The following is a 12,746-nucleotide window of genomic DNA, read 5'->3' as shown; positions in this document are numbered from 1 at the left end:
TCTGACGCGGCAAGCAGGCCAAACCGCCAGTTAACTTCCGCATCCAACTCAGCTTTCAACTACCGGCAAAAAACCAACATAGCGGAAATCGTTGGTGATGTTGGCGTCGGTGGCGGTGTGGGCGTGGTCCAGGCCTTTTAGGATGCATTCGTTAGTATTGGCGTTGAAGCGATCGAGGTACATCAGCGATAGGCATCCGCATTCCGGGCATTCCCGCCGCGTGATGTAGGGGCGGATACGATGGAGCGTTCCGCTGCGGCCAACAAAGTACAGACTGCCAGCTTCTAATTCGGAATCTTCGCTCTCTTCGGTTTGCAACGGCGTTAATGGATGATCGCCCATCAGATCGCGGTAGGTGTATCGGGTAATTTTCCGCATCGAATCGCGATTGGTCTGCTCGATCACTCGCAGCGGGTAGTCTGATAAGAACTCGGTCGCTGAAAATAAGTACTCCACATCAGGATAGACCTCATCAAACTTTTCGCCGATCGCCGCGCCCTTGGGCCCACGTCCGTGAGCTTGGTCGTTGCGTGCGTCGCTAACACGTTGAAGTGCCTCGTTCGCCTCGGGATCATCTTTGATAAATGTCAATGCCTCGGGAAATGGGGCTTCGTCAATCCGCTTCTTCCACTGCTTCGATTCAGTCACCTCGCGTATGATCGCCAACCAATCGCCCATGCTGGTACCCACTGACTTTTCACCTCCCTTTGCGAGTCGTTTAGAAATCTGCCCCACCCAAGAAACCTTCATTCCGTCGACCACATCGGCTTGAACAATGGCCATGCACGCCAAATAGAACGTCAGCACCTCGGCAGCCTCTAACAGCTCGACGTAGCCTTCCAAGTCGTGCCTGCTCACCTCCGCCGCACGCCATCGGATGGCAACTGGGTGGGGATATAGAGATCGAATGCGATGACTGATATCGTCGATGGCACTCGCCGCTGCACTTCGTAATCGGCTCACGCGTCCAGCCGCCAGCATCTCGTTTCGCATTTCTTTTGGCGATGACAATTCGAATAGAACATTCCGCGACCGGATCGCTTGCTGCTTCCAATGCTCAAAATGGCCTATTGCCGCGTTGATATCACGAACTGCTAACCGCAATGCCTCATCGGGAACCGGCAATTGCATTTCTCCGAACCAAGAGCGATGGATATGCATAGAGCCACCGCATCGAGCTGCCAAGAAGTCGGCAAATCGCTCGGACCGCATCAACGAGTACAACATCTCGCAACCCGCAGAATCAAGCGTTTCCTTTGGTCTCAATGCGATGACCGATTCGGCTGCGACAGCGGGAAGATCCTTTTCCCAAATTTGGCAAAGCACCAAATCACCCCTCTCGAAATTCCCAATCTTGCGCAGACAAATATCGCCCGCTTGCAACAGTCGTCCCTCTGTTTTATCTGTCCAATGACGAATCTCATCATGCTTTACATCTCCATCACGTGTGATCTGTCTACCTTCAATGACCGCGGCGAGTCCGGCAGCACGTTCAGAAAACAAATGCTTTTTATCGACCAATGGATGCAGGATCGGCAGGAAATCGAATAGTTCGTCCATCCGTTTCAACTCGCCGATCGCTTCCATCGATTTCTGGTCATGCAAGAACTTCGGATCGTACAATTTGTGAAGCAACGGGGAACCGCCCGCGATTCCATCGCGAACCACGTAACCCATTTCCGTGCTGCCGCCTTGGATTTGTTGTAGCCGAAGAAAGTCTGCCTTCACACGTTCAAGCTGCTCGTCAGTGCTTACATGCGGCGGCTTAAAAAACTTCAGCGGCTGAGGGGCACCTTTGTGTGCCGTGATCGTCAGTAACGCAAAGCGGAAGGCTTCGTGAACGCGACTTGTAATTCCACCGCGTCTTTCTTCCAGGGATACGACCAGCGATGGCGCGTGCATTTCCGTCAAGCGATCACGGTACTTCCTAGCACTTTCCATTGAAAGAAAAGACGCAGGCAGACAACACGTCAACATTCCACCCGCTGGTAATCCGTTCGCAGCTTCTTGGAGAACAATCTGTTCCAAGTTCAGACGGTGGTGTTGATGCCGCAAGCTATCCGAGAGGCTCTTCCATGGAGCAAAGGGTGGGATAATAACGCAGTGAGAAACCGAATCCTGCTTGATCGAGCCAAGCAATTCATCGAGGAATGGCTCTCCATCGGACAAGGTGATGCAATCAAGTGTCTCGGCGAGGTAAGCTGCAACTTCGCTCCAGACAGCATCGTCATTCACCGAGCCCGCGATATAGACCTTCGCATCAGGACATGCCCCAACTACCGATTCCAACAAGAATCGGAAGACGATTTGATCGTGCGTCATTTTCATCGATTGTCTTTGTTACTCTTACAAAAAAAGGTCTATTTTCGTTTCTTTGACTTCTTAGGTTCGCCCGTTAGCTGGAAGGGTTCTTCTGGTGGCTTTTTGCTAGTGCTTGGTGATTGGTATGCCGATGCTTCTTCCCCAACCACCAACCCCGAGCCACCATCCACCGCACCCCCAACCACCAACCCCGAATCACCAGCCACCAGTCGTTCGTACGCCGCTTCGCCGAGGAGGTTTCGGGCGTGGAGGTGGCATTCGGCCCAGGATTCTTCGGGGGTTTGAGCGAGCTGCCAATCGTAAAACCGAGGCCCGAAACACTCCCGCACCGGTTGAGCCTGCTTCGCCCGATCGTCATGACCCAATCCATAATCCGATAATCGCAGCGTCTCAGGTAGCTGCCAACCTTCACCGTCGTTCTGGGCCAGAAAGGCGGCAACTCCAGTGACACGATTTCCATCTGCTTTCGCAATACATTTGCAGAGATCAGCGAACGCTACGAAACCAAGAACTGTCAGCCGACGCTCGGGTGGAACGGTTTTGTCCACTCGCCAAAGTCCCTTGGGGAATAGAGAGGATGAAAAACCGTCTCGCATAAGACGATCTTCGGGATAGTCGGCTTCTAACAAGGCGATTTTCATATCCTCCAAGTTCAATTCGTACGCGGAAGCGGACAATGCCTCAACTAAGCATCGCAATCGCATTCGCTCGTGTATCGAAACGCCCCATTGATGTCGCCATGCGACCTCAGAGCTAAATCCTCCGGTAATCCACCAATGAGCGTGCAGTTCGCTCGCGCAGTTGAGGCGTCGAGTGATTGTGTCTAATGCATGAATCTCTGAGCTGTGTAGACAGGCACGCGGTATAGCCGCTTCAGCAACAATAAAGAAATTGAGCGTTGTTCCTACTAAGCGATTCCTAAATTGGTAGTCGAACGCCAAACTATTGAGCGAAGCAGCCAGAGCAGGTGTGTACTGCGGTGAGGTTGTCAACAGCGGAGTCTTATTTCCGCTTGGAGTGAAACCGATTAAGGAAGAGATCATTGTTCGTGTATTCGTTGCCGAAGACACGTCCATGAACGCAAGACGAAAATGATTTGGAACATTCCATGCATCAAAAACTTTTGGTTCAGCAACTCGCTGAAGAAAATTTGCCGCCGCTTCATCGCCCACGTGTTTTCTAAGCTCGTTCGCATGGTCATTGGCTAGGTTTGCTTCAAATACCGCTCGGCCCATTAAGAATTGAGGATCAACTTTTTTGTCGCTCCAGCCCACATCGTCCCATACTGCTGATCGCCCTTTCCCAGATACCCAGCCCTTCGTTGAAAAATCGAATTGACCTATCGTTCGTCCCTCGCAAAGAGGAAGTGTTACTGCAGGTCCAGCCAACACGACATTTTTCTTCTTCGTACCTTCGCGAACAAACCCCGTGAATTTATCTTCGTCGATGTCTTCTTCGTAAATATATTGCTCACCGTCGCGGCTGAGGAAGATGCCAGCTGGGATTTGGGTTCGCCGGCAGTCTGGTGGGGCGGGGCTGCTGGCGGTGCGGGGTTGCCACTTGCCTTTGATCCAGCGGCTGTATTCGTCTGGAATGTAGCCGCGTTCCTCCCACCACGTTCGCGGTGGAAACAACTTGCTGTCGTTGGTCATGTGGAATTCAGTAGCGTACTTGATTCCCCAGCCATCGGGGCCGTCGTCACCCAGCAGCACGCTGCCCGAGTAAATCTTTTCGAGAACATCCAAGTCACGTCGCGATTGGATTTCCAAAATCGCTTTGCTGCGTGGTGAGAACTGAATCACTCGCTCTCGCGGATACTCGGTCGCGTGTCGCTCGCCTGATTCCCAATCCTCGATGTCGCGACGCATGAACGCTGTCTTGATTGACTCGGTGCGGCCACCCTTGGTGATAATTAACGGGTTGAATTTGAACGAACGGTGAATGTCAAAAATGCCTTCTCGATTCTCAAACCCGAATAGCCATTCCCATTGGCATTGGTCCAGGAACAGTTCTCGCAAGTTGCGTGTGCCGTGATCGGAATAGATGCCTGACGGTACGATCAATCCTAACCGGCCCGATCCGCGGGCGATCTTGTGAGCTTGTTCCAGAAACATCTTGTAAAGATTGATGTCGCCACCGCCTTGATGTCGGAATCCTCGCGTCGCTTCCAACTCTTGTGAGTATCCCGTCTGAGCTTCGCGGTTGTCACGCCATTTTTCGTAGCGATGCACGGACCGATCCCACGATCCCTTGCCTCCACCACCGAGTGGAATGTCGTGGGACTGTTTACCGGCTGAGGTGGTTGTGACTCGATCGCCGTAGGGGTAGCCGGAACTCTTGAGCCAATTCGACTGGGCGCGAAAGCTGGCGTTGTATTGCAACCAATCATGCTCGACCGTTTCAGTCGCGTCAAAGAGGGTCTTTTGAACTTTGAGTGCTTCTTGTTTTCCGTAGCTCCGATAAAGCGGATCGAGCGCCGAGAAAAACTCTTTGCTGTTCGGTTTGGCGATGTCCCAGGGCGGGTTGCCGATGACAGCATCGAAGCCTTCACTGTGTGTATTGAAAGCATCGGGGAATTCAAGTTCCCAGTGAAAGAATCGCTGGGCGTCGGCAACCTGTCGAACGATCTGCTTGGCATCGTCGGACAATTTGCCTTCATAGAATTCGGATGGCAAGGGACAGTCGTCGATCTGGTCCGGCGGCCAAAACCACATCGAGCACCACAGGTCGAGAGAGAATCGTGCGTCGATGACGGATTGGCGAGTTTGCAGTTCGTTGTACATCTGGGCGCGCTGCTGGGCTTCATGGATGCCTAGCCGGTGTATCGCGTTCAATGCCTGTTCAGCTTCATCATGGACGGTCTTAATGGTATCGAGGTCTTCGTCGGTGAACATGTAGAGCGCACCGTCGATGTAGTCGATCAATTCGTTCTTGATGTTTTTGACTTTGCCGCTGATCGCCTTCGTCCAGCCTTCTTTCTTGAAGTGAACACCTCCGGAGTGGTTTTTGTCGCCGCCCTCGCGCATCCACGCCATCGCTGGGTAGTGCATGAATTGGTCGAACCACGTTCCGACGAGCGAGTTGCCGCACTTGATCTTGTGATCGAGGAACGTGAACGGCAGCCTACGGTCGAGCGTTTCGATCCACAAGCTAAGTCGACACAACTCAACGGCGAGCGGATCGAGGTCAACGCCGTAGATGCAGCGTTCGACGATATAACGCCTGAGCACGGCCTTGGTGCGAGCTTCAAACTCGGCGTCATCGGGCCGGCACGGCAACGTTTCGTCGGCCAGCGTGGTTTCGTTGTCGGTATCGCGGATCAGGTCGATGACGGTGCGGTCGTCGTAGCCGGTGAAACGATCGTGATGCACGAGGGAGTGGTAGAGCGCATCGGTGAGAAATCGCAATGCTGCGAGCGGGAAAGAACCGCTGCCGCAAGCAGGATCGCAGACTTTGAGGGCAAGGATTTCTTCTGGTGGTTTGGGGATGGTTGTTGGTTGCTGGTGGTTAGTGGTTGGTGATTGGACTTCACCAGCCATCACCTCACCAGCCACCACACCCGAGCCACCATCCACCACATAGGCCAACGGCCGGAGCGTTCGGTGGACGGTGGGGATGGCGAGTTGCGGACGTGTGTAGAACGTGCCACTGCCTTTTCGCGTTCCACCCCAACGGACGAGATAGCGTTCGCCAGGCAAGACGACCTTGGTAATGATTTGCTTGGCTTTTCGGTCGACGGCTGCTTGGTGAGCGAGTTGCTTTTCAGGAGTCAGGGGAGCACGCGGTGGACGAACAAGCTTGCCAACGCTGATGGCTCGTTTTGCCCAGGCTTCAGCGGCGGTGCGGGCGGTATGGCGGATGTCGTCAGCGGATTCTTCATCTGCGTCGTCGTCCGAGTCCTCGTCTCCATTTTCGTTTTCGTCGCCCTCCGACTCCGTTTCGTTTGAATCTTCGTCGGATGATTCGTCGTCGCTCTCTTCTTCCTCCTCGTCACCGGACGACGTGTCTTTCATTTTCTCCAGCAGGTTCTTGAGCGCCTTGTCGTCCATTGCTTCCAGGGTCGAAAGCGGCAACGCAGGCTGATTGCCGACGGCCAAGAAAATGACGGGACCATCATCGCTGGCGACTCGCAATTCAAAGTCCAGCAAGCCTTCGTAAAGAATGCCAATGTATTCGCTGTCGAGCGACGAGAAGTCGACGGGCGAAGGAACCCATGTGCCGCCGCGGCCTTGGCGAATCTTGACCTTTGTTCGAGAGAGCAAATCCAGGATGGCATAGATTTTGGCATCGCTGATGACTTCTTGCTGATAGCATCCTTGTTCAAGCACGTGAAGTGCTCGGCTGACACCGTCACTGCTGTCTGCATCACCGGGCGCGAACAGGCTGCCGCCGTAGCTGGGAACGGTGAGCGCTTCGTGGGAACTGCCGTCGTGAATCAAGCGAAACAGCGAGATCACGCGAGGGTAGGCTGAGTAGCTGCCAGCGCGGCGCGATGGGGACACCCGTTCAAGTTGGTCACGTAAACCCGACAGGGAGTAACACTCGTGGAAGATCGGGTTGTCTTTGGGCAGCAAGCCTTCGCGAGATTCCGCGAATAGACCCACGACGAGACGCATGATCAGCCGAACCCCTGCTCGATAGATTTCTTGGTTGCTGGGGGCTGGTGGTTGGTGGCTGGTGGTGGATGGTGGTCGGGGGCTGGTGTTTGGTGATTGGTCTTTTCCAGCCTCCAACCCCCAATCACCATTCACCCCTTTCCTAGCCACCAACCCCCAATCACCAAGCACCGGCCCGTGCGCCTGGATCAATATTTCGACAGCTTGTCGAACACGTTCACCCAGGACGGCCGACAAATCGGCTTGTCCCTTGCGACTGTCGGCGATTGCTTCGACCAGCGGACTGCTTGGCGGAGTAGCGTCATCGCTCGCCGGTGGCGTCCAGATCGGTGGATTTAGAAGCGAACGAAGTCCAAACAGCTCAGCCGAAGTCTGGCCGCCTTCAAGCCAGCGGTCGATCTCCCACTCGCAAAACGCTTCGTAATCGAGGCCAGCCATGACGAGTCGCCATTGACGCCCGTTGGTGACGACGGCCAGCTTTTCATCGCCGCCTCGAAGCCACTGGATCGCCGCGGTGACGGCACGCTTTCCTCGCCCGACACCGACTCGCTTTTCGGAATCAACGAAGACGGGCAGGATGGCGTCGTGCGGCCCACGCCATAGGTGGTTTGGCTTGACATCGTCGCCGGCAATGGTGCGGCGAGTCCAGCGCGATGGATCGACCGAAGTGCCACGATCCCAAGTGCCTGCACTGGCAAAACCACATATCGAATCGAACACATAGCTGACGAACTTCCCGCGACCGGCGTTTTCGTCTTGCTCGAACGAGACGATGCGCCGCCGAAGTCGATCGGTTTCAAACGAGCTGAGCGGTGGCGGTGGATCGGAGATCAGCTCGGTGAGCCGAGTGGGATCGACGAGCATGCCGCCGTGGCGAAGTGCGTTCCACCAGTCGAGGGTGGTGATTGGTGATTGGGGGCTGGTGATTGGTGGTTGGTGATTGGTGGCGGGCATATTGGTGATTAGTGATTGGTGGCGTGTGGTTGGTGGCGTGTGGTTGGTGGCGTGTGGTTGGTGGCGTGTGGTTGGTGGCGTGTGGTTGGTCAGTGGCATGAATGGTGGCTGGCTGCTAGTGCGGGGTGTTTTTTTCAACCCCCAATCACTAACCCCAAATCACTAACCACCAGCCTCCAATTTGCGTCGCAGCGATCTGATCAAACCTGAAAGCAATCGGCCAACGGTCGCTGCGTCGGTTGCTAATTGCCTGTCTGTAGGAGTTGGGACGTAACCTAACCTTGCGGCGATTTCGATTTGCGTTTCAATCTCAGCTAGTGAACCACGCGCAATCGACAAGTGGTGCAGAAATTCTTTCGTGGAGGTTCTGGATTGACCTTCAGCAATATTTGAGGGAACTGAGACAGCGGCACGTTGCACCTGCGAACACAGTCCGAAACGTTCATCAGCCGGGAATTCTTTCGTAGCGGCGTAAATCGCAACAACCAAATCCATTCCTTTCTGCCAAACTTCCAATTCTCGATAACTACGAACCATCAAACTTTCTCCCAAACCAACTACCAACTACCAACTACCAACTACCAACCACCAACCACTAACCACCAACCACTAGCCCCCAGCCCCCACCCGTATCTCGACGGCAAGCGGAAAGACCGATGCATCGCCGTCGATGCTATAGCGTTTTGGTAGAAGTCGACCGACGACGCGTTCTCGCTCGTTGGCAAGTTGGCGGCGAACTTCTTCGTAGTGCCGCGTTCGACGCTGGACTTCTTCGTTCTTTTTAGCGATATCACGCTCGATCTCGTCGAGCGTGTCTTCGCTGTCGAACAGGCGTCCTTCCTGGCGTTGTAATTTGAGTGCTTTGATTTCCTTCTCGATCTTTGCGAGGGTGTTGTCGGCGATCAGCGTCGACACCTCGCCCTGGCGACTTTGAAAGCTCTTGTTCTCTTCGTCGATGGCGTTCTTGCCGTCGATGGCGAGTTGCTCAGTCAACTCTTTGGTGAGTTTAGCTTTCATTTCAGCGATTGCGTCAAGAAGATCGAGTTCGATGTCGGCAAAGATTTCAGCAGCTTTATCTTTAAGCGTCTCGTCCGTTGTCGAAGCGGCTCCACGAAGCTCGCGAGCGGGAACATGGGGTAGCGCCGCCGAGAGTTCTCCAGCGGTGGCAGTGAAAGTGACTGTGCGAATCCAGTGATGAAATGTTTCACGAAGCCCATTGACCGCGAGCTCTTCCAAGTGAAGCAGTACCAACGCATCCGCTCCGGCGGGTACGTCACCGACGCGGACGGTCCAGCGGCTGACGGCTGACGGACCAGGGTAGCGTCGTCGGCTGAGCGCCCCGATGGCCTTGGCAACCAAGGGATGCCCCATGTGCATCATTTGCAGATTGCCAGGAGGGCGGAAGACAAGCCTGTTGCCGATTTGTTGCAAGCATGGCTCGGCCGTGAACGCGAGGTACGGTAGCGCCCCGAGGACCCCTCCGGTGCTGCCTCGACGAATGGATTGGTCAATCGTGTCGCTCCACATCGGCAACGATGGATTCAGGATTCGGCACCGTCCCTTGGGGTCGGGTTGTCCGAGCTGAGGACGTGACGCCCCCATGCCCATCGCGACATCCAGTAATTCGTATTGAGCATCACCATCGAAATCGAGTTCGGCCGCAAGGGCTTCGAGCCGGTCGATGCCGGCTTGCTTTTCATCCATCTCGTCTGTGGATGCTCGGTCGTCACCTTCAAATTCCGCTTGCCCCTTTGCGGCCTCGAGCTTGAGTTCGAGCTGCTGTTGATCGACGGTCTCCCCTTTGATCATTTGACGGTGCATCGCTTCATCAAGTATCTCGCCGACGGAGCCGAGGTCTTCTCGCATTTGATCGACCTTGTGGATCAGTTTGGACATGAACCGCAGATCAGCGTTCTCTTGACTGATGAAATGATAGGTAAACACGTCGCGTGCTTGGCCGTGGCGGTCGAGTCGACCATTACGTTGCTCGATCCGGGCCGGGTTCCATGGACAATCGAAGTGCAACAAGTGCCGAGCGGTCTCTTGCAGGTTCAAACCTTCGGAAGCCGCATCAGTGGCAATTAGAACGCGAACGTGAGAGTCAGGGTCATTGAACTGTTCTTTGATTTGTTCACGCTGCTTATCGTCCATTCCACCGTACAGTGACAGAAAGTTGTCTTGCTGGTTAGGGAATTTTTCACGGACTCGTCGCAACAGATAGTCGAGCGTGGTCTTGTACTCGGTGAATACGACCAGACGTTCTTCGTCATCCCAGCCGTTTTCATCATGAAGCTGAGTTTCGATCAATTCGATTAGAACATCGAACCGAGCGTCTGCCTTGGGGTTGATTTGATGCCGGGCGATCGCCTCGGCCGAGTCGTCGGGCGATGTTGGCAGAGGAAAGCCAAGAGCTTCGACAGCTTCGTCAATCGCGGCGATTTCGCCCGAGAGTTCATCAGAAAAATTATTCAGCCATGCACCGATGACGGTTGTTGCCGATGCTTCGCGTTGTTGCGATTCAGTATCGTCGGCTGTATCTTCGGCAACGCTTCGGCTGGCGGCTGCCATCTCGCCATCGTCGGCTTCGTCTTGCTCCATCAACCCGAGTTTGCAGCGGTACCAGCTTTCCGCGAACGTTGCGGGACCGCTGAGCAATCGTTTGCCCAAAATCTCTATTGCAAACGTCCCCGACATCCGTCGACGACCACGTGACTCCGATACGATCCGACGTACTTCATTTCGGAAGGCGTCGACCGCGGTGATCAGGTGAAGTTCTTTCTTGGCGAACGTCAAAGGAATCGCTTGCGGTTCTTCTCTGTCAGAAAATTTCGGTGGATCGGTGCGTTTGTTGATATCACGTTTCAATCGTCGGACGACAACCTGTTCGATTCGCTTTCGCTCGGCGGGCTTCAACTCGTCGGTTTGGCTGAAGCGAACGGGATCAAGCATTTCCAGCAAACCGGAAAATGATCTCGTTCGTCCGTTATGCGGCGTCGCGGTAAGGAATAAGCGATGCTCAAAGTAAGGAGCAACGAGACGCAGCATCTTGCAAAGATCGCTGTCTTCGCCCAACGCTGAGGGCATTAGGTTGTGAACCTCGTCAACGATCAACAAATCCCAAGGCAAGTGAGGTGAATCTTCGCCAACTCGGCAGGCACTATGAAACTGCTCAAGAACGTCGGGTTGTTTGAGATAATGATAAGACGTGATTGCGCGGGCACTCGATCGCCAAGGGTTCGCGTCGATTCCAATGGTTCGTTTCAGCTTTTGCGTCGCGTCTCGGTCGATGACATCCATCGGTAGTGAGAACTTGTCCCACATTTCATCTCGCCATTGCACCCGCAGCGACGCCGGCGTCAGCACAAGCACACGACGAATCCGCCGACGGATCAGCAATTCGCGGAGGACCAGCCCAGCTTCGATCGTTTTTCCCAGACCAACATCATCGGCGATCATCATATTGATGCGTGGCATGCGAAGTGCTTTCAGCAGCGGCACCAATTGGTAGTCTTCGACCTGCACGGCACCGTGAAAAGGCGAGCAGATCGGCATCCGATCCAGTGGACCATCGCCGTCAGGGTCAAGATAGGGCGACAGCGCCGACCAGCGACTGGCACGCACCACTGCATCAAAATCGTCCGGCGGCATCGGCGGATCAGTGGCAAGCGGGACCGCAGCGGGGCTGAGCAATTCGCGATGCGGTTCACGTTCCCAAAGCAGTTGTTCGGTCTCGGGCGACTCACTGTCCTTGTATTCCAATCGGACTAGGTGCAAGACGCCATCATCGCCATCGAACGGACGCACTTCGCTGATCACGGCACGGCGTTTCCGCACGATCGCCATCATCCCGACACGGGGGTTTTCCGTTGGATTTTGAACAAGCGATGCCATCGAGACCACGTTTTCATTGGATTGTCTGGAATGCGGCAGCGAGAAATCAGCAACCGCCGCGAACGCAAACAGTATATCGCGTTAAAAGTCGGCTCACGAGGGTGCCTTAACGATTATCGCTACGTCGTGCGACTTATCCCCAACTGGTCAAGTTAGCGTGGTGGGCATTCCGCGTGGTCCGAGATCATGTCGAGCGAAAAGTAAGCACAGCTGATTCATTAACCGTCGACACCAAAAGAAGTGGACGAATCTTCTCTAATACAACAGGCACGGTGTTGGAAATATGGCTAATCTACTGCAATTCAATGTTGCTCTCAGTCGCCATCGCTGAAATGAAGCTCCGACGATCGCGCCTTCTTCATGATTTGAGATTCGTTTGCACAACGCCACCGACCACAACCAAGAGATTACGACTGCTGTAGTCTAAGACCCCGTCCTGCCTGAGGCTCACTGGATCAACCAGTATGTCGGCAACGGCTGGGCGTTCTGCCACTGAACCAACCCGAACGATCACGTAAGCCAAACACATCCGAAGCAAGAAGAACTGCCCCCCTGCCAAATGCTCTGCGAGAGGCATGTTAGTTTTAGTTCGCGTTTTGGCTTACAGTTCGACGGACTCGACTTCGCGGATGAATCGGCTCTTGTCGTCTGAAAGAAACGAGTTGACGACATTGAACACGGCGTCACTGAATCCGCCGATGTTTAGAATGTCATCTTGCTCTGTTGCCTGGCTGGCTCCGTAGGGTTGGATGGTTCCCGGTTGCTCGACAATCAGATTCGTAGCTTCGTCACCGAGTGCGTCGTAGCATTCACGGGCATCGGAATAGCCCATCTCGGACCACTGGCCTTCGATGTAACCGATCGTTGCCTCGATGGTCTTTGATATTTTTGGGAGTGCGAGGACCAATTAACCCGGCACGTCGATCGACGTGCAGGCGAAGGTTCGCTTCGATTAGTTCGCGG

General features: G+C 54.5%; 5 protein-coding genes. All 5 read right to left on the bottom strand.

Translation table 11 applies throughout. The features are described from left to right. Positions 1 to 48 precede the first annotated feature (48 nt). The gene (locus Q31b_RS27110; protein ID WP_197172480.1) at positions 49 to 2,328 is read right to left on the bottom strand and encodes a hypothetical protein; all 2,280 of its coding nucleotides are present in this window, start codon (positions 2,326 to 2,328) and stop codon (positions 49 to 51) included. A 32-nt stretch (positions 2,329 to 2,360) separates the two neighbouring features. Then, positions 2,361 to 7,892 (bottom strand): Eco57I restriction-modification methylase domain-containing protein, encoded by a 5,532-nt coding sequence (locus tag Q31b_RS27105; protein ID WP_197172477.1) that lies wholly within the window; start codon positions 7,890 to 7,892, stop codon positions 2,361 to 2,363. A gap of 162 nt (positions 7,893 to 8,054) precedes the next feature. After that, the gene (locus Q31b_RS27095) at positions 8,055 to 8,429 is read right to left on the bottom strand and encodes a four helix bundle protein (RefSeq protein ID WP_146602804.1); all 375 of its coding nucleotides are present in this window, start codon (positions 8,427 to 8,429) and stop codon (positions 8,055 to 8,057) included. 72 nt (positions 8,430 to 8,501) lie between these two features. After that, entirely contained in the window at positions 8,502 to 11,783 is a 3,282-nt protein-coding gene (drmD, locus tag Q31b_RS27090; protein ID WP_146602803.1) for a DISARM system SNF2-like helicase DrmD, read from the bottom strand. A gap of 601 nt (positions 11,784 to 12,384) precedes the next feature. Further along, on the bottom strand, positions 12,385 to 12,690 hold the full coding sequence (locus tag Q31b_RS29245) for a hypothetical protein (protein ID WP_231617893.1): 306 nt from the start codon (positions 12,688 to 12,690) through the stop codon (positions 12,385 to 12,387). Positions 12,691 to 12,746: the final 56 nt, after the last annotated feature.

It is taken from the genome of Novipirellula aureliae (assembly GCF_007860185.1).
Classification (GTDB): Bacteria; Planctomycetota; Planctomycetia; order Pirellulales; family Pirellulaceae; genus Novipirellula_A; species Novipirellula_A aureliae.
The sequence above is the reverse complement of the archived record's forward strand: the minus strand, read 5'-3'. Positions and strand labels throughout refer to the sequence as shown.